The organism is Streptomyces sp. NPDC101393 (genome assembly GCF_044767385.1).
In the GTDB taxonomy this organism is placed as follows: Bacteria; Actinomycetota; Actinomycetes; order Streptomycetales; family Streptomycetaceae; genus Streptomyces.
In genome coordinates this window covers 35,145-62,095 of sequence record NZ_JBIWNU010000007.1, presented here as the reverse complement: position 1 = coordinate 62,095, position 26,951 = coordinate 35,145, and the positions used below count along the sequence as shown (strand labels likewise).

The 26,951-nt window shown below is 72.4% G+C and carries 24 protein-coding genes; 4 read left to right on the top strand and 20 right to left on the bottom strand.

Going from position 1 to position 26,951, the window contains the following annotated elements; genetic code table 11:
* Positions 1-172: 172 nt before the first annotated feature.
* Positions 173-1,852, top strand: coding sequence for a cytochrome c oxidase subunit I (ctaD, locus tag ACIRQ7_RS22535; RefSeq protein ID WP_401473889.1), 1,680 nt, complete (start codon positions 173-175; stop codon positions 1,850-1,852).
* Here the strand turns inward: ctaD and ACIRQ7_RS22530 are convergent.
* From ACIRQ7_RS22530 to ACIRQ7_RS22515, 4 genes are all read right to left on the bottom strand, one after another.
* Positions 1,821-2,780, bottom strand: a complete 960-nt coding sequence (locus tag ACIRQ7_RS22530) for a helix-turn-helix transcriptional regulator (protein WP_401473892.1) — start codon at positions 2,778-2,780, stop codon at positions 1,821-1,823. The genes ctaD and ACIRQ7_RS22530 overlap by 32 nt on opposite strands.
* Before the next feature lie 281 nt (positions 2,781-3,061).
* Positions 3,062-4,081: a hypothetical protein gene (locus ACIRQ7_RS22525; RefSeq protein WP_404264623.1), complete on the bottom strand. Its 1,020-nt coding sequence runs from the start codon at positions 4,079-4,081 to the stop codon at positions 3,062-3,064.
* A complete protein-coding gene (locus ACIRQ7_RS22520) occupies positions 4,078-5,337 on the bottom strand; it encodes a glycosyltransferase family 4 protein (protein WP_401473898.1) in 1,260 nt (419 codons plus the stop codon). The genes ACIRQ7_RS22525 and ACIRQ7_RS22520 overlap by 4 nt, the downstream gene beginning before the upstream one ends.
* A gap of 312 nt (positions 5,338-5,649) precedes the next feature.
* Positions 5,650-6,327 carry a transglycosylase family protein gene (locus tag ACIRQ7_RS22515; protein WP_404264622.1) on the bottom strand — a complete coding sequence of 226 codons (678 nt, stop codon included), beginning with the start codon at positions 6,325-6,327 and terminating at the stop codon, positions 5,650-5,652.
* A gap of 343 nt (positions 6,328-6,670) precedes the next feature.
* Here ACIRQ7_RS22515 and ACIRQ7_RS22510 point away from each other — a divergent pair, with 343 nt between their 5' ends.
* Together ACIRQ7_RS22510 and ACIRQ7_RS22505 are read left to right on the top strand one after the other, a co-directional pair.
* Positions 6,671-7,483 carry a hypothetical protein gene (locus ACIRQ7_RS22510; RefSeq protein WP_401473904.1) on the top strand — a complete coding sequence of 271 codons (813 nt, stop codon included), beginning with the start codon at positions 6,671-6,673 and terminating at the stop codon, positions 7,481-7,483.
* 99 nt (positions 7,484-7,582) lie between these two features.
* Positions 7,583-7,951, top strand: a complete 369-nt coding sequence (locus ACIRQ7_RS22505) for a hypothetical protein (RefSeq protein ID WP_404264621.1) — start codon at positions 7,583-7,585, stop codon at positions 7,949-7,951.
* A gap of 39 nt (positions 7,952-7,990) precedes the next feature.
* Here the strand turns inward: ACIRQ7_RS22505 and der are convergent, their stop codons facing one another.
* The 5 genes from der to aroH form a co-directional block, all read right to left on the bottom strand.
* Entirely contained in the window at positions 7,991-9,451 is a 1,461-nt protein-coding gene (gene der / locus ACIRQ7_RS22500) for a ribosome biogenesis GTPase Der (RefSeq protein ID WP_401473910.1), read from the bottom strand.
* Positions 9,452-9,522: 71 nt separating this feature from the next.
* Positions 9,523-10,173: a lysophospholipid acyltransferase family protein gene (locus tag ACIRQ7_RS22495; protein ID WP_404264947.1), complete on the bottom strand. Its 651-nt coding sequence runs from the start codon at positions 10,171-10,173 to the stop codon at positions 9,523-9,525.
* Positions 10,174-10,217: 44 nt separating this feature from the next.
* Complete coding sequence (gene cmk, locus ACIRQ7_RS22490) at positions 10,218-10,952, bottom strand: (d)CMP kinase (protein ID WP_404264620.1); 735 nt, start codon at positions 10,950-10,952, stop codon at positions 10,218-10,220.
* An 85-nt stretch (positions 10,953-11,037) separates the two neighbouring features.
* Complete coding sequence (locus tag ACIRQ7_RS22485; RefSeq protein ID WP_401473916.1) at positions 11,038-12,123, bottom strand: prephenate dehydrogenase; 1,086 nt, start codon at positions 12,121-12,123, stop codon at positions 11,038-11,040.
* Positions 12,120-12,482, bottom strand: coding sequence for a chorismate mutase (gene aroH / locus ACIRQ7_RS22480; protein WP_404264619.1), 363 nt, complete (start codon positions 12,480-12,482; stop codon positions 12,120-12,122). Before aroH ends, ACIRQ7_RS22485 begins: the two co-directional genes overlap by 4 nt.
* 197 nt (positions 12,483-12,679) lie before the next feature.
* On the opposite strand from aroH, the gene ACIRQ7_RS22475 reads away from it, so the two are divergent.
* A complete protein-coding gene (locus ACIRQ7_RS22475) occupies positions 12,680-13,411 on the top strand; it encodes a DNA polymerase beta superfamily protein (protein WP_404264618.1) in 732 nt (243 codons plus the stop codon).
* Here ACIRQ7_RS22475 and ACIRQ7_RS22470 read toward each other — a convergent pair.
* The 11 genes from ACIRQ7_RS22470 to ACIRQ7_RS22420 form a co-directional block, all read right to left on the bottom strand.
* The gene (locus ACIRQ7_RS22470; RefSeq protein ID WP_404264617.1) at positions 13,295-14,212 is read right to left on the bottom strand and encodes a DNA polymerase beta superfamily protein; all 918 of its coding nucleotides are present in this window, start codon (positions 14,210-14,212) and stop codon (positions 13,295-13,297) included. The two genes, ACIRQ7_RS22475 and ACIRQ7_RS22470, sit on opposite strands and share 117 nt — an antisense overlap.
* Positions 14,205-15,209: an ADP-ribosylglycohydrolase family protein gene (locus ACIRQ7_RS22465; protein ID WP_404264616.1), complete on the bottom strand. Its 1,005-nt coding sequence runs from the start codon at positions 15,207-15,209 to the stop codon at positions 14,205-14,207. Before ACIRQ7_RS22465 ends, ACIRQ7_RS22470 begins: the two co-directional genes overlap by 8 nt.
* A 107-nt stretch (positions 15,210-15,316) precedes the next feature.
* Positions 15,317-16,477, bottom strand: a complete 1,161-nt coding sequence (locus ACIRQ7_RS22460; RefSeq protein WP_401473931.1) for a pseudouridine synthase — start codon at positions 16,475-16,477, stop codon at positions 15,317-15,319.
* Complete coding sequence (gene scpB, locus ACIRQ7_RS22455) at positions 16,477-17,211, bottom strand: SMC-Scp complex subunit ScpB (RefSeq protein ID WP_404264615.1); 735 nt, start codon at positions 17,209-17,211, stop codon at positions 16,477-16,479. The genes ACIRQ7_RS22460 and scpB overlap by 1 nt, the downstream gene beginning before the upstream one ends.
* Entirely contained in the window at positions 17,208-18,308 is a 1,101-nt protein-coding gene (locus ACIRQ7_RS22450; RefSeq protein ID WP_404264614.1) for a segregation and condensation protein A, read from the bottom strand. Before ACIRQ7_RS22450 ends, scpB begins: the two co-directional genes overlap by 4 nt.
* A 149-nt stretch (positions 18,309-18,457) precedes the next feature.
* Entirely contained in the window at positions 18,458-19,096 is a 639-nt protein-coding gene (locus tag ACIRQ7_RS22445; protein WP_404264946.1) for a hypothetical protein, read from the bottom strand.
* Entirely contained in the window at positions 19,093-20,109 is a 1,017-nt protein-coding gene (locus ACIRQ7_RS22440) for a ParA family protein (protein WP_401473940.1), read from the bottom strand. Before ACIRQ7_RS22440 ends, ACIRQ7_RS22445 begins: the two co-directional genes overlap by 4 nt.
* Before the next feature lie 488 nt (positions 20,110-20,597).
* Positions 20,598-21,713, bottom strand: a complete 1,116-nt coding sequence (gene ald, locus ACIRQ7_RS22435) for an alanine dehydrogenase (protein ID WP_401474052.1) — start codon at positions 21,711-21,713, stop codon at positions 20,598-20,600.
* 168 nt (positions 21,714-21,881) lie between these two features.
* Positions 21,882-24,053, bottom strand: coding sequence for a tetratricopeptide repeat protein (locus tag ACIRQ7_RS22430; RefSeq protein ID WP_404264613.1), 2,172 nt, complete (start codon positions 24,051-24,053; stop codon positions 21,882-21,884).
* 201 nt (positions 24,054-24,254) lie between these two features.
* Positions 24,255-24,881, bottom strand: a complete 627-nt coding sequence (locus ACIRQ7_RS22425) for an NUDIX domain-containing protein (RefSeq protein ID WP_401473945.1) — start codon at positions 24,879-24,881, stop codon at positions 24,255-24,257.
* A gap of 92 nt (positions 24,882-24,973) precedes the next feature.
* A complete protein-coding gene (locus ACIRQ7_RS22420; protein WP_401473948.1) occupies positions 24,974-26,644 on the bottom strand; it encodes a CTP synthase in 1,671 nt (556 codons plus the stop codon).
* Positions 26,645-26,951: the final 307 nt, after the last annotated feature.

Sequence of the window (26,951 nt, the reverse complement as noted above, 5' to 3'; positions counted from 1 at the left end):
CCACACACATTTCCCGCACATCGCCCGGACCGTCCGGCCCACCGGGCCCGCCGGCGGTCCCGGCCACCGTCCGGATCGCACCGGAACGGCCCGGAGCGCCCCCTCGCTCCGGGCCCGCCGCGCGAGCATCATGTCCCCGGCCCAGTACCCCCTCGACGAAGAGGTGCAGCGGATGGTTACGGACACCGCCCGGCCGAGCCTTAGGCCTCCCAGGGCCCAGCGGCGCGGGACGGTGCTGGTCGACTGGCTGACGACCACCGACCACAAGAAGATCGGCCATCTCTACCTCATCACGTCGTTCCTGTTCTTCCTGGTGGGCGGCCTGCTGGCCCTGGTGATGCGCGCCGAACTCGCCCGTCCCGGGCTCCAGCTCATCAGCAACGAACAGTTCAACCAGGCGCTGACAATGCACGGCACGATCATGCTGCTGCTGTTCGCCACCCCGGCCTTCGCCGGCTTCGCGAACGAGATCATGCCGCTGCAGATCGGTTCGCCGGACGTCGCCTTCCCCCGGCTGAACATGCTCTCGTACTGGCTCTACCTCTTCGGCGGGCTGATCGTGCTGGCCAGTTTCCTGACCCCGGAGGGCGGTCCGGGCTTCGGATGGACGGCCTACGCGCCGCTCAACTCGGCCGTCCGCTCCCCCGGCGTCGGCGCCGACATGTGGATCATGGGCCTGGCGCTGTCCGGTTTCGGCACCATCCTCGGCGCCGTCAACTTCCTCACCACGATCATCACCATGCGGGCGCCCGGCATGACGATGTTCCGGATGCCGGTCTTCACCTGGAACATCCTCTTCACCTCGATCCTGGTGCTGATGGCCTTCCCGGTGCTGGCGGCCGCGCTGCTGGTGCTGGAGGCGGACCGGCAGTTCGGATCGGTGGTGTTCGAGGCCCAGTGGGGCGGTGCGCTGCTGTGGCAGCACCTGTTCTGGTTCTTCGGCCATCCCGAGGTCTACATCATCGCGCTGCCGTTCTTCGGCATCGTCACGGAGATCATCCCGGTCTTCTCCCGCAAGCCGATCTTCGGCTACGTCATGCTGGTCGGCGCCACGATGGCCATCACGGCGCTGTCGGTGATGGTCTGGGCGCACCACATGTTCGCCACCGGCGCGGTGCTGCTGCCGTTCTTCTCCATCATGTCGTTCCTGATCGCGGCACCGACGGGGGTGAAGTTCTTCAACTGGATCGGCACCATGTGGAACGGCTCGCTGTCGTTCGAGACGCCGATGCTGTGGTCCGTAGGGTTCCTGGTGAGCTTCCTCTTCGGCGGGCTGACCGGCGTCATCCTGGCCTCGCCGCCGCTGGACTTCCACGTCACCGACTCGTACTTCGTCGTCGCCCACTTCCACTACGTCGTCTTCGGGACGGTGGTGTTCGCGACGTTCGCCGGCTTCTACTTCTGGTGGCCGAAGTTCACCGGCAAGATGCTCGACGAACGGCTGGGCAAGATCCACTTCTGGACACTGTTCGTCGGCTTCCACACCACCTTCCTCGTCCAGCACTGGCTCGGGGTGGAAGGGATGCCGCGCCGCTACGCCGACTATCTGGCCGCCGACGGCTTCACGGCCCTCAACACCCTCTCCACCATCGGCGCGTTCCTGCTCGGTGCGAGCACCCTGCCGTTCCTCTACAACGTCTGGGACACCACCCTGCACGGCACCAAGGTCGCGCTGGACGATCCCTGGGGCTTCGGCCGCTCCCTGGAGTGGGCCACCTCCTCACCCCCGCCGCGGCACAACTTCACCACCATCCCCAAGATCCGCTCCGAGTCACCGGCGTTCGATCTGCATCACCCGGAGGTGGGCAGGAAACCGGCGGCTATCCCAGCGCCCGGGACAACCGGTCCCTGATCTCCCGCACCCGGCCGGTCAGTTCCTGCGGTTCACGGATCTCGAAGTCGAAGCCGGTCAGCACGAGATGCATCACCATCACATCCAGGCTGTGCGCACCGCTGGTCAGCAGACAGCTCTCCGCGTCGACCGCCTCCAGCACCCCCGCGGACGGGCTGATGCGGGCCGCCGCCTGCTCCGCCGACGCGTGCAGCAACACCGTCGCCCGCATCGCGTACACGCCGGTGGAGACACCCCGGGAGACGTACGCCGCGAGGTCCTCGTCGGGCGGCGGACGGGGCACGAAGCGCGGGCCGTGCGGCGGGGTGGGCGTGATGCGGTCGGCGCGGTAGGTGCGCCAGTCCTCGCGGTCCACGTCCCAGCCGACGAGATACCAGCGGTGGCGGGCGGAGACCAGCCGGTGCGGTTCGACGGTGCGGCGGCTGACGGTGCCGTCGTGCGTGGCGTAGTCGAACCGCAGCCGGGTGCAGTCCCGGCAGGCGTGCGCGAGTTCGCTGAGGGTGTCCGCGTCCACGCCCGCGCCGGCCGGCGGTCCCAGCATCGGGACGGTGAAGGCGTTCAGCGCGCCCACCCTGCGCCGGAGCCGCGCCGGCAGCACCTGCTCCAGCTTCGCCAGCGCCCGGACCGAGGTCTCCTCGATGCCCTGGACCCCGCCGGCCGCCGCCGTCCGCAGCCCGACCGCGACGGCCACCGCCTCCTCGTCGTCCAGCAGCAGCGGCGGGAGTTCGGCGCCGGCGCCCAGCTGATAGCCGCCGTCGGTGCCCGGCGAGGAGTGGACGGGATAGCCCAGCTCGCGCAGCCGGTCGATGTCCCGGCGGACGGTGCGCGGGGTGACACCGAGCCGGTCCGCGAGGTCCGCCCCGCGCCAGTCCCGGTGGGCCTGCAGCAGCGAGAGCAGGCGGAGCAGCCGTGCCGAGGTCTCCAACATGCCCCGAGTCTCCCAGCCGTCGCGGACAGCCGCGGTCCTCAATGAGATTCACCCGCGACCGCCCGCGCGACGACAGGGGCCAGGGCCGGTCGTCACACTCCCGTCGTTTGCCTGAAGGGCATGCCTTGCGGCGTCCGGTGCATGTGATCGCAAGGCGGAGGGTCGTCCCGGTACTGGGTGTACCGGGACGATCCGACAACGCGGCGAGCACGCGTGCCAGGCGTCGCAAGGCTGGGAGCACCTCCCGGCGTCAGCCGGGGGAGGGAGTGTGACGACAGGGCCTAGGAGGCGCCGCCCTCCGGGCCCGCCACGCGTATCGCCAGGTCGTTGTCGAGCGTGTAATACGGGCCGATCCTGACCTGGGCGGACGGGGACTGCACCGGCAGCGCGGGGTAGCTGAACACCTGCTTCTTGTCCGGGACATCGTCCAGCAGGCGGCCGATCCGGACCGGCCGGGCGCCCTCGGCGGGGCGCAGCCACAGGTCCCACGGCTCGTTGCCGCCCTGCCAGCTGCCGGCGAGTTCGTCGTAGGGCAGCGTGAAGCGGAACTCCGCGCCCTCGACGGTCAGCGGGGCGGTGACGACGGCCGGGGCGGCGGGCGCGGACGCGGTGCCCGCACCGGAGCGCCGCGCGCGGGCCTCGGCCTGCGCGCCGGCGGCAGGGGCGGCGCCGTAGAGGCGGCCGGAGACCGTGATGCCGTCGGGCGCCACCAGGATGTCGCCGGCCTCGGCGTGCGGGCCGCGCAGCCAGCTGCGCAGCGCGAGATTGCCGAACTTGGTGGAGTACGGGATCCGTACACCGAGCCGGCCGATGGCCGCCAGCGGCCTGCGGTCCACCAGCGACCGCAGGTCGTTGACGCCCGGCAGCAGGCGCTGCGGGTCCCGGCCGTCGCCGAAGTCCGCGTAGGCGTTCCAGCGGCCCTCGGCGAGCGCGACGGTGCTGGGCAGCACGGCACGCAGCCGCCCGGCGCCGTTCGGTCCGAGCGGCAGCCGCACCTCGTCGTCCGCGCCGTCTCCGGCGCGCAGCCGCAGCACCAGGGCCGCGCCCCAGCCCTGGGCGGTCTCCTGAGGGGCGTTCAGGTCGAAGGTGAGGCCGCCGGCGGAGTCCGCGATGCAGTCGGCCTTCAGTTCGGCGGGCGGCTCGCTCCCCTGCGCACCCGCCGGCCGGGCCTCGGGGTCCTGCGGTGTGCGCGTATCGCTCCCATCGGGGCGGGCGGTCGCGGGAGCCGTGTGTTCCTTGTCGATGGCCTGGGGCTCCTTCGCCTCGGGTCCGGTCGCGGGCAGCTGCGTCGACGCGTTCATGCCGTCCGCACCCCTCTCACCGCGGCACGGGCCGCGTCCTTGGTGGCGTATGCGCCGCTCAGCAGCGCTCCGCGGGTGCGGTGCAGGGTGCCGCGCAGGCGGCTGCCGCGCCGCTGCTCCAGCAGCTCGCCGAAGAGCGATTCGTAGCGTCCGGCGACCGTCGCGGGGTCGAAGCGGGCGGACGCAGCGAGCGCGGCGCGGCCCATCCGCTGCCGTGCCCCGTCGTCGTTGATCAGCTCCAGCAGCGACGACGCCAGTGCGGCCGGATTGCCGACCGGCACCAGCCTGCCGTCCACCCCGTCGTTGATGATCTCGCCGGGACCGTGCGGGCAGTCCGTGGCGACGACCGGCAGGCCGCAGCGCATGGCCTCCACGATCGTCATCCCGAAGGATTCGAGGCTGGAGGAGACCGCGGCGATGGAGCCCTTGGCCCACTCGGGTTCGAGGGGGTTGGCCGGGCCCATCAGGAACACGTGGTTGTAGAGGCCGAGTTCGTCGATCAGGGCCCGCAGCCGGGCCTTCTCGGCGCCGCCGCCGTAGATCCGCAGCCGCCAGTCGGGCCGCTCGGCGGCGACCTGGGCGAACGCGCGGATGAGGACGTCGTAGCGCTTGACGCGGGCGAGCCGGCCGGCCGCGACGACCCACTTGCCACTGCCGTCGGCGGGCTCCAGGGCGGACGCCGGCACGCTGTTGGGCACCGCCTCCACGCGGACACCGGGCAGCCGCAGCGTACGGCGGTAGGCGCCGGCGTCGGCCTCGGTGACGGTGGTGACGGCGTCCAGGCGCGGGTAGGCGCTGCGCAGCGCCAGCTTGAGCGCGCGGCTGTGGGTGTCGAGGGTCAGGTGTTCCTGGCCTATCCGCACCGGGCCGCGGCGGGCCTGCTTGGCGATGTGCACATTCAGCCCCGGCCGGGTGCCGACCACCACGTCGGACTCGATGGTGCGCAGATGCTCGGCGATCCGGCGGTCGGTGAGCTCGCTGTACTGGCCGTGGCGGCCCTCGGCGGCGGGGAACACCTTGGCGGGGCGGGCGTACGCCGGGTCCGCGCCGTCGTAGGTCGGGCTGCTCTCCCGGATGTCGACGAGATGCCGGAGCGCGACGTCGGGGCCGAGGTCGAAGACCGGGGCGTCGCGGTGGCGCAGCACGGACACGATCTCGACGTCGTGGCGCTCGGCCAGCGTCCGGGCGAGATTGAACGTCGTCCGGATCGTCCCCCCGATGCCGTAGGCATTATGAATCAGGAATGAGATGTGCATCCGTCCCCGTGTCCCCTGGTCTTCCGGTCATTCTTGGTCTCCCCGTGGACCACGTCGCGCGCCGGTCACGGCGGCGCCATGTGTCCCCTGTTGATTAGTAGGACCGCGAAAAGAGGTTCCGGGTTGGGGCCTTTCGCCAAGTTGTTCCGAAAAAGTTAGGGCATCGGTAGCCGGGCGAAGGAACCCCGGCGTCGCAGAATCCCTCCCCCCTCACACATCAGGGCCGGTGAGGGCGTCGAGAGCACCGAAACCGGACATCGCCCTGTCACCGCACCGAGTGACGAGGCCCGCGGCGCGCCCCCGCCGGTTTCCCTAAGGGAGCGTCAGCCGGGTCCCGATGACGAGCCGTTCGGGGCGCGACCCGATGACTTTCCGGTTGGCCTTGTAGAGCGCCTGCCAGCCGCCCTTGACGTGCTGGGCGCGGGCGATCTTGTCCAGCGAGTCACCGCGGCGGACGACATAGGTCCGGCCGACGGTGCCGGTCCCGCCGGCGTCCTCGCCCTCCCCTGTCTCTTCGCTCTCCCCCGTCTCATCGGTCTCGCCGGTCTTCGGGGGGTCCAGGGTCTTCGGGGGGTCGATGCGCTTCCCGCTCAGCCCGTATCGCTTCGCACAGACGGGCCAGGCGCCCCAGCCCTGCTCGGCGAGCACCTTCTCGGCGACCGCGATCTGCTCGTCGCGGGTGGCGAGATCGGCCCGCCGCGCGTAGGCGAGACCGCCGAAGCGCTCCCAGGTGGGCTGCCAGAACTGCAGGCCGCCGTAGTAGCCGTTGCCGGTGTTGATGTGCCAGTCACCGCCGCTCTCGCACTCGGCGATGCAGCCCCACGGCCAGTACTTCTCGGCGCAGGCGTACACCGGTGTGCCGCCGTCCCCGCCGCCCCGCGCCCCCTCGGCACCGGCACCACCGGGCAGGCACAGGACCAGGGTGGCGGCCGCGGCGAGCAGCCCTGCGGGTACCACGGAGCGCCGGGGCGCCGGAGAGTGGTCAGCCATAGCGGATGACGCTAGGCAGCGTTTCGCGGGGGGACCGCCGCGCCGCGCCCCCGGCTCCGCGAGCCCACCCGGTCCGGTGTACCGCAGGCGGCCACCTGCGCCGGGCTCTGCGCAGGAGTTGGCACTGCGTGACCGTCCCGCCGCCCCTCCCCCGCTCGCACCCCCTCCACTGCCCCTCATTGCCCCCCTCTGCCCTTACCTGTCCCCCGCCCCCTCGTCCTGCTGTGCGCCGATTGGTTCGATTCTGTTCCCGTACGCGCGTGACTCCGGCCGCAGCTCACCCGTTGTCCCTGTACGAGCCGGGAGACCGCCCGGCAGCCGCTCAGAGATCGAGGAGCCACCCGTGCCGCGCATGCTCGACGTCAGCGAGGACGTTCGTGCCGAGATCGGCGACGAAGAAGCCGACCGCTTGCTGGCCGGTGGCGACGCCCCCGGCCATTACGACTGCACCTCCTGCCGCACCCCGGGCGACAGCGAGCAGGAGCGCACCAGCACCGTCCTGTTCGTCGGCGAGGAGACCGCGGTGCTCGCGTTCGCGCACGCGACATGCATCCCCTCGCAGGTCGTCCCGGTGTCCGAGGAGCAGCTCCAGGGAGCCGTGCGCTCCATCACCGGCGAGGACGCCGCCGCTCCCCGCGACCCCGGATCGGGCCCCGCCCTGCAGGCCCCGGTCCCCACCGCCGACCGCCAGGCGACCCTCGGGATCACCTGCGGCCTGGTGCTGATCGAGGGCGAACTCCGCCCGGCGCTGGTCGTCGAGCCCAACGGCCCGATCGCCCGCCCCGGTTCGGTCAGCCTGGACGACGACTTCCTCCCGCTGCTCCTGGAGCAGGGCTTCGGCCCGGTGACGGACATGACCCAGCTGCCGGCCCCGAACCCGGGCTGGTCCGCGCTGCTCGCCATGGGCAAGCTGCACGCCGTGCTGCAGCCGGCCGCGGCGGGCAGCCAGTCGGCGTGGTGGCAGGCGCACCAGCCGCTGGCCGTCTCCGACGGCTGGCGCTCCGCGGCGACCAAGTACCAGTCGGTGCTGATGTACGCCGCGCCCGCGGGCACCATCGGACATCAGCCGCGCGAGGACCTGATGCGCCAGGCCCTGGAGCAGGCCGCGGCCAAGGGCGCGCTGGTCGCCGCGGCGATGCCGCTGGCCGGCACCTGACCTGACCTGACCTGCACCACCCCGATCGCGGGAGCAGTACAGTCCGTTGTGGCTGGATTGCTCCCGCGATCAGCCATTTCCGGCCGAAAGCCGCATCCCGTGGCGATCAGGGTCGTTGGCACCTACGTGCACGCATACGACCCGTCCTCCCGCGCCCAGTACCCCCACCCGATCCCCGGAATGCGTCCGTCGCACGAACCCGGGGCCGCACACCACGCGGACCACAGCTCGGCCACACCGATCTATGACGCGCTGTACGCCGAGTACCGCCGCTCCTTCCGGGCGCTGCCCGGGGACCGTACGGACGAGGCGGAGGTACCGGACGGGCTGCGCGGCACGGCGAGTTGGGGGCGGACCACCGCGTCGACGGGCCACTGGGAGGTCGTCGGGCGGCAGCCGTACCAGCCGCGGCACGTCCCGGCGGCGCTGCCCCCCGGACAGCGCGACGCCCGGCCGCACGGGCGCTGATCCGCCCGCGGCAGCCGGGCCGCCGTCTGCCGTCCGCCGTTACTTCTTGCGGCTGCGCTTCTCCCGCACCCGCACCGAAATGTGGATCGGCGTCCCCTCGAAGCTGAACTCCTCGCGCAGTCGGCGCTCGATGAAGCGGCGGTAGCCGGCCTCCAGGAAGCCGGAGGCGAAGAGGACGAAGCGCGGCGGCTTGGTGCCGGCCTGGGTGCCGAAGAGGATGCGGGGCTGCTTGCCGCCGCGGATCGGGTGCGGGTGGGAGGCCACGATCTCGCCGAGGAAGGCGTTCAGCCGTCCGGTGGGGATACGGGTCTCCCAGCCGGCGAGCGCGGTCTCGATGGCCGGGACGAGCTTCTCCATGTGGCGGCCGGTGCGCGCGGAGACGTTGACCCGCATCGCCCACGGGATCTGCACGAGGTCGCGCTCGATCTCCCGCTCCAGGTAGAAGCGGCGCTCCTCGTCGAGGTTGTCCCACTTGTTGTACGCGATGACCAGGGCGCGTCCGGCCTCGACGGCCATCGTGATGATGCGCTGGTCCTGGACGCTGATGGACTCGCTCGCGTCGATCAGGACGACGGCGACCTCGGCCTTCTCCACGGCCGCCGCGGTGCGCAGCGAGGCGTAGTAGTCGGCGCCTTCCTGGAGGTGCACCCGGCGGCGGATGCCGGCGGTGTCCACGAACTTCCAGGTCTTGCCGCCGAGTTCGATCAGCTCGTCGACCGGGTCGCGGGTGGTGCCGGCGATCTCGTTGACGACCACCCGCTCCTCGCCGGCGACCTTGTTCAGCAGCGACGACTTGCCGACGTTCGGGCGGCCGATCAGCGCGATCCGGCGGGGGCCGCCGAGGGCCGCGCCGAAGGTCTGCGCGGGGGCCTCGGGCAGCGCCTCCAGGACGGCGTCGAGCATGTCGCCGGTGCCGCGGCCGTGCAGCGCCGAGATGGGGTGCGGCTCGCCGAGGCCCAGCGACCACAGTGCGGCCGCGTCGGCCTCGCCGGACAGGCCGTCGACCTTGTTGGCGACCAGCACGACGGGCTTGCCGGAGCGGCGCAGCAGCTTGACGACGGCCTCGTCGGTGTCGGTCGCGCCGACCTTGGAGTCGACGACGAAGACGACCGCGTCCGCGGCGTCGATGGCGAACTCGGCCTGGGCGGCGACGGAGGCGTCGATGCCGAGGACGTCCTGCTCCCAGCCGCCGGTGTCGACGACCTTGAAGCGGCGGCCGTTCCAGTCGGCCTCGTAGGTGACGCGGTCGCGGGTGACGCCCGGCTTGTCCTCGACGACCGCCTCGCGGCGGCCGATGATGCGGTTCACCAGGGTCGACTTGCCGACATTCGGGCGGCCGACGACGGCGAGGACGGGCAGGGGGCCGTGGCCGGCCGCGGCGATGTCGCCCTCGACCTCCTCGGGGTCGAAGCCCTCCAGCGCGGCGAGCTCCATGAACTCCGCGTACTCGGCGTCGCCAAGCGCACCGTGCTCGTCGCCGGTGTGGATCTGGTCGTTCATGAAGTCCGTTCCTCGTTCATCTTCGTCATCGGTGGACCGCTCGTACGCGGTCCACTACTCAAGTGTGTCGGTCAGCGCCCGGTGAGGCGCCTGGCCGCTGCCAGGTGGGCGGTCAGCCGCTCCTGGATCCGCACGGTCGCCTCGTCCAGCGCCTTGCGGGTGCGCCGCCCGCTGCCGTCGCCCGCCTCGAAGCCGTCACCGAAGACGACGTCGACGCGGCCGCGCAGCGGTGGCACGGACGGGGACAGCCGGCTCCTGCCGTCGGTGCTGCCGAGCACCGCGACGGGGACGACCTGTGCGCCGGAGCGCACCGCGAAGTACGCGAGGCCGGCCCGCAGGGACGCGAAGTCGCCCTCGCCCCGGGTGCCCTCCGGGAAGATCCCCAGCACCCCGCCGCCCGCCAGCACCCCGAGCGCGTCGGTGATCGCCTTGCGGTCAGCGGTGCTGCGGTCCACCTTCAGCTGCCCGATGCCGCGCAGGAACGGGTCCAGCGGGCCGACGAAGGCTTCTTTCTTGATCAGGAAGTGCACCGGCCGGGGCGCGGTGCCCATCACCATCGGGCCGTCGAGACCGTGCGAGTGGTTCACGGCGAGGATCACCGGGCCCGCCGACGGCACCCGCCAGGCGCCCAGCACCCGCGGCTTCCACAGCCCGTACATCAGGCCGATGCCGATCCGCCGGCCGGTCGCGGCGCCGGCCGGGCTCGGCGCCTGGCTGCGCATCGGCTGCCCGGCGGCGCGGCTCGCGGGCACCCTGGCGGTTTCGGTCACCGAACGACCCGTCCCGCCTTTTCGGCCCGCGCACCCTCGATGAGGGTGACCACGCACTCGATGACCTGCTCCAGGGTCAGCTCGGTGGTGTCCACCTCGACGGCGTCGTCCGCCTTGGCCAGCGGGGAGGTCTTGCGGGAGGAGTCCGCGGTGTCCCGCTTGATGAGCGCCTCGCGGGTGGCGGCCAGGTCTCCGGCCTCCTTGCCCTTGAGCTCGCCGCTGCGGCGGGCCGCCCGCGCCTCGGCGGAGGCGGTGAGGAAGACCTTGAGGTCGGCGTCGGGCAGGACGGTGATACCGATGTCCCGGCCCTCCACGACGATGCCGTTCGGGGCCTCGGCGGCGATGGAACGCTGCAGGTCGGTGATGCGGGCCCGCACCTCGGCGACGGCGCTGACGGCGCTGACCGCGGCGGTGACCTCCTGGGTGCGGATCGGGCCCGCGGCGTCCAGGCCGTCGACCGCGATGGTCGGGGCGGCCGGGTCCGTGCCGGAGACGATCATGGGCTTGGCGGAGGCGTCGGCCACCGCCGTCGCGTCATTGACGTCGATGCCGTTGGAGAGCATCCACCAGGTGATCGCGCGGTACTGGGCACCGGTGTCGAGGTAGCCGAGGCCGAGGTTGGCAGCCACGGCCTTGGACGTGCTGGACTTGCCCGTGCCAGCGGGGCCGTCGATGGCGACAATCACTGCAGCCGGGGCGGTCCGGGCGGCGGTTTCCACGGTGACGAACACCTTTCTTGTACACGGGGCGGGGGTCCAAGGCCATACAGGCCTCGGACAAGGTTACTGGCTCACCCGCCCCGCGCCGTCCACGGTGTCACTGCCGGATGGACCAGCCCCGCTCGCGCAGCTCCGCGGTCAGCGCCGGCACCGCCTGCGGCTCGACCATGAGCTGGATGAAGCCCGCCTGCTGCCCGGTCGCGTGCTCGATGCGGACGTCCTCGATATTGATCCCGGCCCGGCCGGCGTCGGCGAAGATCCGGGCCAGCTCGCCCGGCTGGTCACCGATGTGGACGGCGACGATCTCGTAGACGGCAGCGGCGGCTCCGTGCTTGCCCGGCACCCGCTCGCGCCCGGAGTTCCCGCGCCGCAGCACGTCCTCGATGCCGCCGACGCCGCCGTGGCGCTTGTCCTCGTCGGCGGACTCCAGCGCCCGCAGGGAGCGCACCGTCCGGTCCAGGTCGGCGGCGACCTCGGAGAGGACATCGGCGACCGGGCCGGGATTGGCGGACAGGATGTCGATCCACATCGCCGGGTCGGAGGCCGCGATCCGTGTCACATCGCGGATGCCCTGACCGCAGAGCCGGACGGTCGTCTCATCGGCGCCCTGGAGGCGGGCGGCGACGAGGCTGGAGAGGAGCTGCGGGGTGTGCGAGACAAGGGCCACGGCGCGGTCGTGGGCGTCCGCCTCCATGACCACCGGGACGGCCCGGCACAGCGCGACCAGCTCCAGGGCGAGGTTGAGCACCTCGGTGTCGCCGTCGCGGGCCGGGGTCAGCACCCAGGGGCGGCCCTCGAAGAGGTCGGCGGTCGCGGCGAGCGGCCCCGACCGCTCCTTGCCCGCCATCGGGTGGGTGCCGAGGTAGGCGGTCAGATCGCCGCCCCGGGCCTCCAGCTCGCGGCGCGGGCCGCCCTTGACGCTGGCCACGTCGATGTAGGCGCGGGCGGCACCGCGCTCCATGGCGTCGGCCAGAGCCGCCGCGACATGGGCGGGCGGCACGGCCACGATGGCGAGGTCGACCGGGCCGGGCGGCGCCTCGGCGAGACCGGCGCCGAGCGCCGCGGCGGTGCGGGCCTGCGCCTGGTCGTGGTCCTCCAGGAAGACCTGCACACCGCGCGCGTGCAGTGCCAGAGCGGCGGAGGTGCCGATCAGGCCGGTGCCGATGACGAGTGCGGTCCTCACTGCGCGATGTCCTTCCGCAGGGACCCGGCGGCGCCGAGGTAGACATGGGCGATCCCGGCCTTCGACAGGCCGGTCTCGACATGGGCGAGCACCCGCACCACGCGCTCCATGGCGCCGGTGACGTCCAGCTCCTGGGCGCAGATCAGCGGGACGTCGGTGATGCCCAGGCCACGGGCCGCGGCGGCCGGGAAGTCGCTGTGCAGATCGGGGGTGGCGGTGAACCACACGCTGATCAGGTCGTCCGGGACCAGGTCGTTGCGTTCGAGGAGGGCGGTGAGCAGTTCGGCGACCTGCTCCTGCATGTGCTCCGCGTCGTCCCGCTCCAGCTGGACGGCCCCGCGGACCGCTCGTACCGCCACGTCACTGCTCCCCTGCTCCGTGTCCGCGCGCACCTGCACGCAGCTTCAGCGTAACCAGCCGCGCCGACATCCGTACGCGGCGCCCGGCCACCGGGACGGTGCCGGAGCCCGCGCGCACCGGGACACCGACCGCGCCGTGCGCACGGCCCGCCGAATCCGGGTGACAGCCGCCTGCGCCGGCGGCGACAATCGCCGCCATGTCCGCCGATACCGCAGGTCACGCCCTGGTCGCCGAGCACACGGTGTATGCGTGTGTGATGGGCTCGCGCGCCTTCGGGCTGGCCACCGAGGACAGCGACACCGACCGGCGCGGGGTGTATCTGGCGCCCACCGCCCTCTTCTGGCGCTTCGACAAGCCGCCGGCCCATGTGGAGGGCCCGCGCGAGGAGGAGTTCTCCTGGGAGCTGGAGCGGTTCTGCGAGCTGGCGCTGCGCGCCAACCCCAACATCCTGGAGTGCCTGCACTCCCCCTTCGTCGAGCGCGCCGACGCCACCGGCCGTGAGCTGCTCGCGCTGCGCGGCGCGTTCCTGTCCCGGCAGGTCCACCGCACGTTCGCCGGTTACGCCACCGGGCAGCTCAAGAAGCTGCGGGCGGATGTGCGGCAGCACGGCGCGCCCCGCTGGAAGCACGCCATGCATCTGCTGCGGCTGCTCGCGAGCTCGCGTGATCTGCTCCGTACGGGGGTGCTTACGCCGGATGTCGGCGACGCCCGCGCGCAGCTGCTCGCCGTCCGGCGCGGTGAGGTGGCGTGGGACGAGGTGGAGCGCCGGATGGCGGTGCTGACGGATCAGGCCGCCGCGGCGGTGTCGCGGTCACCGCTTCCGGAGGGGCCGGACCGGGACCGGGTGGCGGATTTCCTGTTCCGGGCCCGGCGCGGGTCGGCGCTCGCCGCCCCGGACGGTCCGGGCGCGCACGATCAGGTCGTGTAGCGCGTCCCGGCCCGCGGGGGTGTCGGGGAGGGAGGTCGCCTCCTGGGCGGCGTCCAGCCGGGCGTGCAGCGCCTCGATGTCGGCGCGCAGCCGGGCCGTGTCCACCACTTCGGCGGCCGGGCCGTGCTCGGCCGCCTCCTTGGCCGCGATCAGCTCCGGCACGTAGGCGGGCGCGGTCAACTCTCCGACCAGGGTGGGTAGATGGGGCTGGAGCTCGCCGCTGTCCATGAGGAGGATGCCGGTGAGCAGCACCCGCAGGGTGTAGAGCAGCGGCTTCAGCTCGCCGGTCTTCTCGAAGAGCCGCCACTGGGTGGTGGCGAAGCCGCGGTAGTGATGGGCGTGGTGGGCGGTGAGCAGGCCGGGGGCGAGCGCGGTCAGCTCGTCGTGCACGGGTGTGGTGTGCACGATCAGCGGGGAGAGCAGCTGCTCCAGTACGTAGCCGTTGCGGCGCAGCAGCAGCCGGGCGAACTTGCGCAGGTCGTGCGTGACCAGGTCCATCTCGACGCCGTCCCGGTCCCACATCAGGGAACGGGTCTCGGCCGGCTCGTGCAGGCCCACCAGATCGGCCACCGGCAGCAGATGCGTGCCGCGCAGGTCGACGTCGGAGTCGCGGGAGGGGAAGCCGTAGAGGTGGGCGCCGGAGACCGTCGCGAAGAGCAGCGGATCGCGCTGTTCGGCGATCACCGCGCCCAGGTCCACGACGGGCAGCCCGGCCGCCCGGAGGACGGCCTCCCGGGCGGCCGTGTCCGCCGGCGCTCCCGCGGGCAGCCGCCCGGTCGTTTCCGTCCGTGGCTCAGGCATCCCAGGCCTCCCCCAGTGCCAGCAGTTCGTCGCGGTACTCGACCCGGCCGGCCCACTCCTCGGGCCAGGCACCGGCTCCCAGGTGCGCGCCCGCGAAGGCGCCGGTGAGGCAGGCGATCGAGTCGGAGTCGCCGGAGGTGCAGGCGGCGCGGCGCAGTGCGGTGAGCGGCTCCTCGGGGAAGAGCAGGAAACACAGCAGCCCGGTGGCCAGCGCCTCCTCCGCGATCCAGCCGGCACCGGTGGCCAGGCAGGGATCGCTCTCCGGGTCGGGTGCGCGCAGCGCCGCGTCCAGCCGGTCCAGAACGCCGAGGCAGTCGTCCCAGCCACGGGCGGTGAACGCCGCGACCGACGGGTCCTGGCTGCGCCGCCACAGGTCGCCGAGCCAGTCCTGCGGATAGTCGGTGCGGTGGTCGTGGGCGTACGAGCGCAGCAGGCCGGTCAGCTCGGCGGGGCGGGCGCCGGAGGCGAGGACGTGCACGGCGTACGCGGTGAGGTCGCTCGCGGCGAGCGCGGTGGGGTGCCCGTGGGTCAGCGCGGACTGGAGTTGCGCGGCGCCGGAGCGCTGCCGCGGGCTCAGGCCGGGTACGAGCCCGAGGGGCGCGACCCGCATGTTGGCGCCGCAGCCCTTGGACCCGATCTGGCTCGCCTCGGTCCAGGGCAGCTCCGGTGTGCTGAGCAGCGCACAGGCCCTGAGGCAGGTGGCGCCGGGGGCGCGGTCGTTGTCCGGGGAGCGCCACCAGTCGACGTACTCCGCACGGACGGGTGCGGCGAAGCGCTGCGGGGCGAGGGCGCCGCGTCCCATGGCCGTGCGCAGTCCGCGGGCCAGGGCGAGGGTCATCTGGGTGTCGTCGGTGACGAAGGCGAGGTCGGGCAGCGCCATGTCCCGCCAGGGGCCGGACCTGGCCAGGATCGCGGGCACGTCGTGGAACTCGGTGGGAAAGCCGAGCGCGTCCCCGAGAGCGAGCCCGATGAGCGAGCCGGTAGCAGCGGACCCCATGGAAAAACCACCCCTTAACGTCATGGTGACCATAAGGGGTGGTGTCCCGGCGCCGCAAGGGAATTCGCGGGCCGTGCGGGTCCGGTGCGTACCGGACCCGGTGCGTCCTACAGCTCGACCTCGCGCATCAGCATGCCGACCTCGGTGTTGGTCATGCGGCGCAGCCAGCCGGACTTCTGGTCGCCCAGCGGGATCGGGCCGAAGCTCGTACGCACCAGCCGCTCGACGGGGAAACCGGCCTCGGCGAGCATCCGGCGCACGATGTGCTTGCGGCCCTCGTGGAGGGTCACCTCGACCAGGTAGTTCTTGCCGGTGTTCTCCACCACCCGGAAGTGGTCGGCGCGGGCGTAGCCGTCCTCCAGCTGGATGCCGTCCTTGAGCTGCTTGCCCAGGTCACGCGGGAGCGGGCCCTGGATCGCGGCGAGGTAGGTCTTCTTGACGCCGTAGCGCGGGTGGGTCAGACGGTGGGCCAGCTCGCCGTGGTTGGTGAGCAGGATGATGCCCTCGGTCTCGGTGTCCAGCCGGCCGACGTGGAACAGCCGCGTCTCACGGTTGGTGACGTAGTCGCCCAGGCACTGGCGGCCGTCGGGGTCCTCCATCGTGGAGACGACACCGGCGGGCTTGTTCAGCGCGAAGAAGAGGTACGACTGGGTGGCGACCGTCAGGCCGTCGACCTTGATCTCGTCCTTCTGCGGGTCGACCCGGACACCCTGCTCCATGACGATCTGGCCGTTGACCTCGACGCGCGCCTGGTCGATCAGCTCCTCACAGGCACGCCGCGAGCCCATACCGGCCCTGGCGAGCACCTTCTGCAGCCGCTCGCCCTCTTCGTCACCGAAGGTCTTGGGGGTCTTGACCTGCGGCTTGTTGTGGCGGGCGCGGTTGCGCTCCTCGATCTTGGCGTCCAGCTCACGGGGCCGCGAGGGCGCCTGGCCGCGGCCGCGCGCGGGCGCGCCCTTGCCGCTGGTCTTGCCCGCGCCGGTGCGGGGGCCGCCCTTGGCTCCGCCACGGGCCGCCGCGCCCCGGCTGCCGCTGCTCTTGGGGCCGCCGCTCCTGGGGCCGCCCTTGCGCTCGTCGTCACGGGCCGAGGAGCCGCCCTGCCCGCCGCCGGATCCGCCCACGTCGTAGCGGCGCTCCTCGGGACGGGGCCGTCCCGCGCGCTTCTGCTGGTCGTCGCGGCCCCCCGTGCCCGAGCGTCGGCGGTCGCCGCCGGCGTCGCCCGCGCCCCCGTTGTTCCGGTTTCCGCTGTTCCTGCCGCTGCTTCGCATCAATGATCCGTCTGAGAGTCGCCGCTGTCGTCTACGTCGAACGACGGGATACCTTCCGGGGAGTCGCCCTCGACCGCGTCCGCCTCCGGGAGGAACGGTGCGAGCTCCGGGAGCTCTTCCAGGCCTCGCAGGCCCATCCGCTCCAGAAAGTAATTCGTCGTCCTGTACAGGATCGCACCTGTTTCAGGTTCCGTCCCCGCCTCCTCCACCAGACCTCGCTGGAGCAGGGTGCGCATCACACCGTCACAGTTGACGCCGCGTACGGCCGAAACCCGGGAACGGCTGACCGGCTGACGGTACGCGACCACGGCCAGAGTCTCCAATGCGGCCTGGGTGAGCCGGGCCTGCTGCCCGTCCAGGACGAAGCTCTCCACCGCGTCCGCGTACTCGGCACGGGAGTAGAAGCGCCAGCCGCCGGCCACCGGCCGCAGGTCGAAACCGCGCCCCTGACGTGCGTAGTCCTCGGACAGCTCGCGCAGCGCCAGGGCGACCGCGCGGCGGCTGCGCTGCAGTACACGGGCCAGGTGCTCCTCGGTCGCGGGCTCGTCGACGACCATGAGCACGGCCTCCAGAGCGGGCTTCAGCTCCAGCTCGGTGACCCCGAGCGCGCCGGCGGGGAGCCGCGGATCCCCGGCCGCCGCCGGGCCGCCGCCGGCCTGCGCGAGGCTCTCGGTGATGTCATATGTCTCATCGGCGGATGCCGCAGCACTCGCGCCGCCGTCGTGCCCGCTCATGGCCGCTCCTCCTCGTGTGCCCGCTCCTCGTCCGGGCCTGCCGCGGCCCGTGGACCTGCCGCCCGAGCGCCGCGCGGGCCGGATTCCTGGTCGAACTCGTCCGTGACGACCGGATCGGCCCCCTCGTCGCCCGTCCAGCGGACCGTCAGCGCCCCCAGGGCCTCGTCCTGGTCCAGGACCACCACCCGCTCGCGGTAGAGCTCCAGCAGTGCGAGGAAACGCGCCACGACCGTGAGGGTGTCCGGCGCATCGGCGACCAGCTCCTGGAAATCGGCCTCGCCGGCCTCCCGCAACCACGCCATCACCACCGCGGCCTGCTCCCGCACGCTCACCAGGGGGGCGTGAATGTGGTCGATGTAGACCTGTGGTTCGGCCTTGGGCTGCATCGCCTTCACCGCGAGCCGCGCGAATCCCTCGGCACCGATGCTGATGACGACCTCGGGCAGCAGCTCGGCGAGCTCCGGCTCCAGACCCACCGTGCGGGGATGGCGCCGCGCCTCGTTGGCCAGCCGCCCGCTGAAGATGTCCGCGATCCGCTTGTACGCGCGGTACTGCAGCAGGCGGGCGAAGAGCAGGTCGCGGGCCTCCAGCAGCGCCAGGTCGGCCTCGTCCTCCACCTCGGCGGCGGGCAGCAGCCGGGCCGCCTTCAGATCCAGCAGCGTCGCCGCGACGACCAGGAACTCCGTCGTCTGGTCCAGGTCCCAGTCCGGCCCCATGGCCCGGATGTGCGCCATGAACTCGTCCGTCACCTTCGACAGCGCGACCTCGGTGACGTCCATCTTGTGCTTGGAGATCAGCTGCAGCAGCAGATCGAAGGGCCCCTCGAAGTTGTCCAGCCGGACGGTGAACCTGCCGTCGTCGCCCTCGGCGGGGGAAGCGGCCTGGTCGGCGGCGGACTCGGCAGTGGACTCGGCCGCGGACTCGGCCGCGGGGGCCGGAGCCTCGCCCGTCTCGGTGGAGCCGACCGGGCCGGTCGGCTCCACCGAGACGGCGGGCTCCGGCTCGTCCGCCGGGCCGGAGCCCGGGTCCGCCCCGGGGCCGCGCCCGAGGGTGCGGCGGGCGCGGGGCGAGGAGGCGTCGTCGTGGGTCGTCGGCATCGTGGTCCATGGTGCTGCGGTCCCCGCGCCGGGGCGACGGGCTGGTCACGGCGGGGCTCCCCTGGCGCCGCCAGGAAATCCGGCCGAGGGGGCAGGCTATCCGGCCGGGCTCGCGCCCCCGGGGACGCCGGGCGGCAGGAGTCGGGGTACTACCGCCCGCGCAGCCGCCGCACCAGGATGCTGGCGTCGCCGCGCGACTCCAGGTCGGCGAGGACGACGGCCACCGCCTCACGCACTATCCGGCCGCGGTCGACGGCGAGGCCGTGTTCGCCGCGCAGCACCAGGCGCGCGTGCTCGAGGTCCATGAGCTCCTCGGCGGAGACATAGACGGTGATCTTCTCGTCGTGGCGCTCCCGGCCGCTGGGACGGCGGTTGGCGCCGCGCCCGCCGCCGCGCCGGCGGCCCTGCCCGCCGGCCTGGGTGGCCGCGGCGGCGGCGTCCGCGCCGGCCTGACCCGCCTGGGGGCGGAGCCCCTTGGAGCTGTCCTGGTCCGCCTCGCGGCCACTGTGCTCGGCGGGTACGGCGGACGGCGGGGCCGTGCGCGCGCCGGACGCTCCGCCGTCGCCCGACGGCGGAGCGGGAATGTCGGCGCCGGTCTCCGGTCGCCGCCGCACCGCGGTGGAACCCTCGGGCGCCTCGGCCACCGGGTCGGCCTCACCGGCCGGCGAAGGCACCCGGGGCGCCTCGCCGTTGGCCGTGGAGCCGCCCGCCGCCCTACGGGGAGACGAGGACTGCAGTCCCATCCCCCCGGTGGTGCGGAACAGTTCATCGGCTCCCGGCAGACTCACTCGGCGTGACACCGGGCGAGCACCTCCCTGGCGAGCTGGCGATAGGCGGCGGCACCGACGGAGTTGGAGGCGTACGTGGTGATCGGCTCGCCCGCGACCGTGGTCTCGGGGAAGCGGACCGTGCGGCCGATGACGGTGTGGTAGACGTGCTCGTCGAAGGCCTCCACGACGCGCGCCAGCACCTCGCGGCTGTGCACCGTGCGGGAGTCGTACATCGTCGCCAGGATGCCGTCCAGCTCCAGCTCGGGGTTGAGCCGCTCCTGCACCTTCTCGATCGTCTCGGTGAGCAGCGCCACACCGCGCAGCGCGAAGAACTCGCACTCCAGCGGGACGATGACCTTGTGAGCCGCCGTCAGGGCGTTGACGGTGAGCAGGCCGAGAGAGGGCTGGCAGTCGATGACGATGTAGTCGTAGTCGGCCAGCAGCGGCTTGAGGGCCCGCTGCAATGTCGACTCGCGCGCGACCTCGCTGACCAACTGCACCTCTGCCGCAGACAAGTCGATATTGCTGGGCAGCAGGTCCATGTTGGGGACCGCGGTCTTGAGGAGTACGTCGTCGGCCGACATGCCCCGCTCCATGAGCAGGTTGTAGACCGTCAGGTCGAGTTCCATCGGGTTGACGCCGAGCCCGACCGACAGGGCACCCTGCGGGTCGAAGTCGACGAGCAGCACCCGTCGTCCGTATTCGGCGAGTGCGGCGCCCAGGTTGATGGTCGAGGTGGTCTTGCCGACCCCGCCCTTCTGGTTGCACATCGCGATGATCTTGGCGGGACCGTGCTCCGACAGGGGGCCCGGGATCGGGAAGTACGGGAGCGGGCGCCCGGTCGGGCCGACGCGCTCGCGGCGCTGGCGCGCCGCGTCGGGCGCGAGCGTCGCCGCGTACTCGGGGTCCGGTTCGTACTCCGCGTCCGGATCGTAGAAGTGCCCCTCGGGCAGGTCGTCGTAGTCGGCGAGACGGGCGGGTTGTCCACTGCCCCGGTCGCCGGCCATGGCGTTCACGTGATGGCCGTCCATGCTGTGGTGGGCTGTCGTGGTCGTGCTCTGGTGGGCTGCGAAGGTCCGGGTCGCGACGGAGCCGACAGCCTGGAGCCCCGAGGGGCCCTGGCCCCGTGCAACCTCTCCTGGTCGACCACCTCCGGGAGTAAATGTCGACTCATTCACAAGTCGTCTTACCTCCTTGGATGTGACCAGGAAACTTATCGATAGGTCAGCGTGACACCATGCCGACGGTTGGCGACTCTATGGCGTGTCGGGCGTCCGCAGCAACACAATCCACCGGACCCGGCCCGATGTGTCGGTGACGGAACCCTCCGATGTCAAGGGCGTAAGGGGCGTCGGACCGATGTTTCGGGGGTGCGCGAATCGGTTAAAGGGTTACGTTCGCGGCGAGTTGAGAGACCGTCGCGCGATGGCGGGCCGACCGCGTGTCGCACATGCTTCCGGCCGGGCCTTGTCGACAAGGCCCGGCCGGAAGTGGCGCGTTGGTGCGCTCGGTTGACGCCTCAGCCGAGGAGCGAACGCAGTTCGACGGACTCCAGGCCGTGCGCCTCGGCGACAGAGGTGTAGACCACCTTGCCGTCGTGCGTGTTCAGGCCCTTGGCCAGCGCCGGGTCACGGCGCAGCGCCTCGACCCAGCCGCGGTTCGCCAGCTCCACGATGTAGGGCAGCGTGGCGTTGGTGAGCGCGTGGGTGGAGGTGTTCGGGACCGCGCCGGGCATGTTGGCCACGCAGTAGAAGACCGAGTTGTGGACCGGGAAGGTCGGCTCGGCGTGCGTGGTGGGACGCGAGTCCTCGAAGCAGCCGCCCTGGTCGATCGCGATGTCGACAAGAACACTTCCGGGCTTCATCTTGGCGACCAGCTCGTTGGTGACGAGCTTGGGGGCCTTGGCGCCGGGGATCAGCACCGCGCCGACGACGAGGTCGGCCTCGACGACGGCATTCTCCAGCTCGTAGGCGTTGGAGACGATCGTCTGCACCTTGGTGCCGAAGATCTTGTCGGCCTCGCGGAGCTTGTTGATGTCCTTGTCGAGCAGCGTGACGTGGAAGCCGAGGCCCACGGCGATCTGCAGGGCGTTCCAGCCCGAGACGCCGCCGCCGATGATGACGGCCTTGCCGGCGTGCACGCCCGGGACGCCGCCCGGCAGCACGCCGCGGCCACCGGCCTGGCGCATCAGGTGGTACGCGCCGACCTGCGGGGCGATCCGGCCCGCGACCTCGGACATCGGGGCGAGCAGCGGCAGCTGGCGGCCGGCCGTCTCGACGGTCTCGTAGGCGATGGCGGTGGTGCGGGACTCCAGGAGCGCGTCCGTGCACTCGCGGGAGGCCGCGAGGTGCAGGTACGTGAAGAGCGTCTGGTCCTTGCGGAGGCGGTGGTACTCCTCGGCGATCGGCTCCTTGACCTTCAGCAGCAGGTCGGCGGTGCCCCAGACCTCATCGGCGGTGCCGAGGATGGTGGCGCCGGCGGAGACGTACTCCTCGTTCGTGATGGACGAGCCGAGGCCGGCGTCCTTCTCGACGAAGACCTGGTGGCCGTGGCGGACGAGTTCGTTCACACCGGCGGGCGTGATTGCCACGCGGAACTCGTTGTTCTTGACCTCGCGGGGGATGCCGACCTTCACGTCGATCACGGTCCTTGAAAGAGAGCTTGCAGGAGGAATTATCCCCTCATGCGGCGCATGACGGAACTGACCGCGCCGTACGCGGCCCACCCAGTCTATTGAAGGATCTCTCGTTGTCTAGCCTTGCAAAGCTTCAATTCTCACCAGAGCCACTACCGATTTCGTAGGCTACTGGGGGTGATCTTCGAGGAGTCCCTCCCCGAGAGCCCGGTGGAGCCGTGCCGCTGCTGGGTCGCCGAGCCGCTCCAGGGTGTCCGCAATCCGCAGTTGCAACGCCGCCTCCAGTCGTCCGGCACCCGCGCCGCGGGCGATTTCCAGGGCGGACAGGCAGGTCCGCAGCGCCTCTTCCGGCCGTCCCGCGTACTCCTGCACCCGGGCCACCTCACCCGTCGCCCGCGCCTGGCCCTGCGCGTCGCCGAGCCTGCGATAGGTACGGGCGGCGGAGCGCCACTCCCGCAGCGCCTCGCCCCACCGGCCCGCGTAGGAGTGCACGGCGGCGATCCGGCCGCGCAGCCGGGCCGCGTCGGCGCTCTCGTCGCGGGCCAGCCGCAGCTCCAGCGCCCGCCCGTACCAGTCGGCGGCCCGCTGCCAGTCGCCCAGCTCGGTGTACGTACCGCCCAGCGACTCCAGGGCCCGGCCGGTGGCCGCCGGATCCTTCACCGAACGGGCCGCCTCCAGCGCCTCCCGGTAGCGGGCGAGCGCGTCGACGGTCCGGCCCGACTGGCCGTCCAGATCGGCGAGGTTGAGCAGCGCCGCGGCCTTCTCGTGTGCCAGACCGCGCCGTTCGGCGACCTCCAGCACCAGTCCGTGCAGCGTGTACAGGTCGGGCGCGGCGGCCTGCGCGCCCTGGTGCGCCAGCAGCGTCCGGGTCAGCGCGGCCATCAACCGCCGGTCCAGGGTGTCCAGTTCACCGTCGGCGACGGCGATCCGGGCCGCGTCCAGCAGCGCCGTACGGCGGCTGCGCAGCCAGCCTGCCGCCTCGGCCGCGGAGGTGAAGCGCAGCGAGCGCGGCAGCCCGGCGACCTTCTGCCGCGCGGGCGAATCGACCGGCTCCCCCATCGCCCGGCAGGACTGCAGCAGCCGTACGGTCCGCTCCAGCATCCGGGCGCGGGCCAGCTGGATCTCGGCGGGCCGCTCGTGTTCCTGGAGCAGCGAGCGCGCGAGCGGGTCGAGGCAGCCCGGCAGCCGGAACTGCGGGTGCGCCGCGGCACCGGGCGTACGGACGGCGGGCTCCTCGCCGCTGCCGCTGCCCTGCACCGTGCCGTCGCTCTCCGCGGCCGGCCGCAGCAGTCCCAGGGCGGCGAAGTCGTGCAGCGTCGTCGACGCCGCCGCGACCGAGCAGCCGGCCAGCGCCGACGCGATATGCGCGTCCACCAGACCGCCGGGCGCCAGGGTGATCAGCCGCAGTATCCGGGCGGCCGGGGCCGGCAGCGCACCGTAGGTCAGCAGGAAGGCCCGCAGGAGCGGGCGCGCCCCGGTGGGCAGGTCCTGGGGCAGCACGACCTCGCGCAGCGCCCGGTACAGATCGGAGAGGGACGCCTTGGGGCGGGCGGCGAGCCAGCCGCCCGCCAGCACCAGCGCGGCGGGCTGGCCGCCGCACTCCTCGGCGACGCTGTCCGCGGTCCGCGGGTCGACGGTGATCCGGGTCGGTCCGGCGTAGCGGGCCAGGATGGCGACGCCGGCGGCGCTGTCCAGGCCGCCGAGGGCGCACGGCCGGACATCGGGGATCCCGGTCAGCGGCCCCTGCGAGACCACCACGACCAGGCAGTCGGGGGCGTCGGGGAGCAGCGGGTCGACCTGTTCGGCGCCCGGTGCGTCGTCCAGGAAGAGCAGGGTGTGGCGGCCGGCGAGCGCGTCGCGCAGGCTCGCGGTCAGCTCGTCCTCGGCGGCGCCCGGCGGGGCGTCGACGCCGAGCCCGGCCAGCAGCTCGCGCGCGGTGCGTTCGGTGCTGACCGGCTCGCCGCCCGGACCGGTCAGCACGGCCCGCAGCACACCGTCGGGGTAGTCGCCGGCGAGGCCGGCGAGGAGTTCCCCGGCCAGGGCGGTGCGGCCGGAGCCGGGCCGGCCGGCGATCAGCAGCACGCGGCTGCGGCTGCCCTTGCGGCCGGAGAGGGTGTCCAGGCCGGCGCGCTCGATGTCGGCGCGGAGCGCCTGGAGTTCACGGCGGCGGCCGGCGAACCGGGTGTCCGGGACGGGCCCCGCCACGGTGGCGGCCGGTCCGGGCGCCGCGTCCCGGCGCGTTTCCGGGGTGCGGGGCCCGCGCGCGGCCGTGGTCGCCGCGGCCGGCCGGTCCGTCGTTCCGGTCGGGAGGTGTCCCTCGCCCACCGCCTGATCCGTCACCGGCCACGCTCCCGTCCACCTGCGCGTACGAGCCCGCCGCGGTCGCGGACGGGAACGCGATCGAGCGTAGTTCACACCCCGTCACGAGCCGTGCGGAGCACGGCGGTTGAGTCACCCGATCGGATCAGCGGATGATCCGACCGGGCTGTCGCGGAGCGCCCCGGTGACGGGCGGGCCGTGCGGGGGGCCGCTCCGTCCGGCTCAGGCCTCGAAGGGGCGGGCCGGCCAGGGCGCGTCGGCCGGCCGGAGCGCGTCCAGGCCCTCGCCCGCCTGCGCGGCGGTCAGCGCGAGGACGCCCACCACCAGGCAGTTGTTGTGCAGCTCGCCCGCGAGCGCCCCGCGGACCAGCTCGGCGAGCGGCACCCGCGCCAGCTCCATGTCGGCCTCCTCCTCGGAGACCTCGAACCGCTCCCCCTCCGCCTCGGACAGGCCGCGGGCGAGGAAGATCCGCACGGCCTCGTCGCAGCCGCCGGGCGTCGTGTAGACGTCGGTCAGCACCCGCCAGTCCTCGGCCTTGACGTGCGCCTCCTCGTACAGCTCCCGCTGCGCGCCGTGCAGCGGGTTCTCCCCGGGGATGTCCAGCAGCCCGGCGGGGATCTCCCACAGCTTGTGCCGTACGGGGTGGCGGTACTGGCGCAGCACCAGCACCCGCCCCTCGTCGTCAAGGGCGAGCGCGGCCACCGAACCGGGGTGAACCTGGTAGTCACGCTTGACGGTGGAGCCGTCCGGCATGACGACCTCGTCGGTGCGCACACTGGTCTTGTTTCCGGTGAACGGCGTCGTGGTCGCGGTGACCGTCCACTCCTCGGGGGTGTCCTTGATCGCCATGCGTCCTCCTGTGTGAGCCTTACCAACGCAGAAACCGGGGCACGGACCTCGAAAGATCCCTGCCCCGGCAACCGTATCCGTCGTGCCCTGCGCTACTTGACGGTGCCCGCCTCGCGGGCCGCGAGCTGCTGCTGCACGGCCGCCTTCACCAGACCGGCGAAGAGCGGGTGCGGGCGGGTCGGGCGGGACCGCAGCTCCGGGTGCGCCTGGGTGGCGACCAGGTAGGGGTGCACCTCGCGGGGGTACTCGACGTACTCGACGAGCTTGTTGTCCGGGGACGTGCCGGAGAACAGCAGCCCGGCCTTCTTCTCCAGCTCACCGCGGTAGGCGTTGTTGACCTCGTAGCGGTGGCGGTGGCGCTCCTCGACGTACGGCAGGTCGTCGTAGACCTCGCGCACGATCGAGCCCTCGGCGAGCTTGGCGGGGTACATCCCCAGCCGCATGGTGCCGCCCATGTCGCCCTCGCCGGCGACGATGTCCATCTGCTCGGCCATCGTGGAGATGACCGGGTCGGCCGCCGCCGGGTCGAACTCGGTGGAGTTCGCGCCCTCGATGCCGGCCAGGTTGCGGGCCGCCTCGATGACCACGCACTGCAGGCCCAGGCACAGGCCGAGCAGCGGGAGCTTGTTCTCGCGGGCGTAGGTGATCGCGCCGACCTTGCCGTCCACACCGCGGTCGCCGAAGCCACCGGGGATGCACACGGCGTCGCAGTCCGCGAGCTGCTCGGCGGCCCCGGCCGGGGTCTTGCAGTCGTCGGAGGTGACCCACTTCAGCTTCACGCGGGTCCTGTTCGCGAAGCCGCCGGCGCGCAGCGCCTCGGTGACCGAGAGGTAGGCGTCGGGCAGGTCGATGTACTTGCCGACCAGCGCGACCTTGACCTCGTGGTCGGGCTTGTGGACGCGCTCGAGCAGGTCCGCCCACTGCGTCCAGTCGACGTCGCGGAAGGGCAGGTCCAGCTTCCGGACGACGTACGCGTCCAGGCCCTCGGCGTGCACGACCTTGGGGATGTCGTAGATGGACGGCGCGTCCGGGCACGCGATGACCGCGGCCTCGTCGACGTCGCACATCAGCGAGATCTTGCGCTTGATCGCGGTGGGCACCTCGCGGTCGGCGCGCAGCACGATCGCGTCGGGCTGGATGCCGATGTTGCGCAGCGCCGCGACGGAGTGCTGGGTCGGCTTGGTCTTCAGCTCGCCGGACGGGCCGATGTACGGGAGCAGCGAGATGTGCACGACGAAGACGTTGTCCCGGCCGACCTCGTGGCGGACCTGGCGGACGGTCTCCAGGAACGGCAGCGACTCGATGTCGCCGACCGTGCCGCCGACCTCGGTGATGACGACATCGACGTCGTCGGTCGCCATCCGCCGGATGCGGTGCTTGATCTCGTTGGTGATGTGCGGGATGACCTGCACGGTGTCGCCGAGGTATTCACCACGGCGCTCCTTGGCGATCACGGTGTTGTAGACCTGGCCGGTGGTCACGTTCGCGGAGCCGTCGAGGTCGACGTCGAGGAACCGCTCGTAGTGGCCGATGTCCAGGTCGGTCTCGGCGCCGTCGTTGGTGACGAAGACCTCGCCGTGCTGGAACGGGTTCATCGTTCCCGGGTCGACGTTCAGGTACGGGTCGAGCTTCTGCATCGTGACCCGCAGGCCGCGCGCCTTCAGGAGCGCACCCAGGCTGGAGGCGGTGAGCCCCTTGCCGAGCGAGGAGGCGACGCCCCCGGTGACGAAGAGGTGCTTGGTCGTCGTGGATTTGGGCGGCATGGCCAAGAGGGAGCTCCCGTGGTCGCGAGGTGGAGAGGTGCGAAGCGGCGCCGCCCTGGGAATTCAGGGGTGCCGTCGCTGCGGTTCGGGGGTGCCGTGACATCTGCCGTGACAGCTCTGGGGTCCCACCGGTCCACGGGATACCAGGCTATCAGCGCTCGGGCATGGTCGCTCCCGGCCACGCATGTGACCTTGCGCGTGACCGAGGCCACCCGATCGGACCCGCCCCACTCGCGCGAGCGTCGCGCGGATCACTTGCGTGCGTCGTATCCTGCTCGGACACTCGCTACGAGCCGTCCGGGAAGGC

Coding starts and splice junctions, on each gene's coding strand:
- ctaD (WP_401473889.1), top strand. CDS start 173: ATGGTTACGGACACCGCCCGGCCGAGCCTTAGGCCTCCCAGGGCCCAG.
- ACIRQ7_RS22530 (WP_401473892.1), bottom strand. CDS start 2,780: ATGTTGGAGACCTCGGCACGGCTGCTCCGCCTGCTCTCGCTGCTGCAG.
- ACIRQ7_RS22525 (WP_404264623.1), bottom strand. CDS start 4,081: ATGAACGCGTCGACGCAGCTGCCCGCGACCGGACCCGAGGCGAAGGAG.
- ACIRQ7_RS22520 (WP_401473898.1), bottom strand. CDS start 5,337: ATGCACATCTCATTCCTGATTCATAATGCCTACGGCATCGGGGGGACG.
- ACIRQ7_RS22515 (WP_404264622.1), bottom strand. CDS start 6,327: ATGGCTGACCACTCTCCGGCGCCCCGGCGCTCCGTGGTACCCGCAGGG.
- der (WP_401473910.1), bottom strand. CDS start 9,451: ATGAACGACCAGATCCACACCGGCGACGAGCACGGTGCGCTTGGCGAC.
- ACIRQ7_RS22495 (WP_404264947.1), bottom strand. CDS start 10,173: ATGCGCAGCCAGGCGCCGAGCCCGGCCGGCGCCGCGACCGGCCGGCGG.
- ACIRQ7_RS22475 (WP_404264618.1), top strand. CDS start 12,680: ATGTCCGCCGATACCGCAGGTCACGCCCTGGTCGCCGAGCACACGGTG.
- ACIRQ7_RS22470 (WP_404264617.1), bottom strand. CDS start 14,212: ATGCCTGAGCCACGGACGGAAACGACCGGGCGGCTGCCCGCGGGAGCG.
- ACIRQ7_RS22465 (WP_404264616.1), bottom strand. CDS start 15,209: ATGGGGTCCGCTGCTACCGGCTCGCTCATCGGGCTCGCTCTCGGGGAC.
- ACIRQ7_RS22460 (WP_401473931.1), bottom strand. CDS start 16,477: ATGCGAAGCAGCGGCAGGAACAGCGGAAACCGGAACAACGGGGGCGCG.
- scpB (WP_404264615.1), bottom strand. CDS start 17,211: ATGAGCGGGCACGACGGCGGCGCGAGTGCTGCGGCATCCGCCGATGAG.
- ACIRQ7_RS22450 (WP_404264614.1), bottom strand. CDS start 18,308: ATGCCGACGACCCACGACGACGCCTCCTCGCCCCGCGCCCGCCGCACC.
- ACIRQ7_RS22440 (WP_401473940.1), bottom strand. CDS start 20,109: ATGGACGGCCATCACGTGAACGCCATGGCCGGCGACCGGGGCAGTGGA.
- ACIRQ7_RS22425 (WP_401473945.1), bottom strand. CDS start 24,881: ATGGCGATCAAGGACACCCCCGAGGAGTGGACGGTCACCGCGACCACG.
- ACIRQ7_RS22420 (WP_401473948.1), bottom strand. CDS start 26,644: ATGCCGCCCAAATCCACGACGACCAAGCACCTCTTCGTCACCGGGGGC.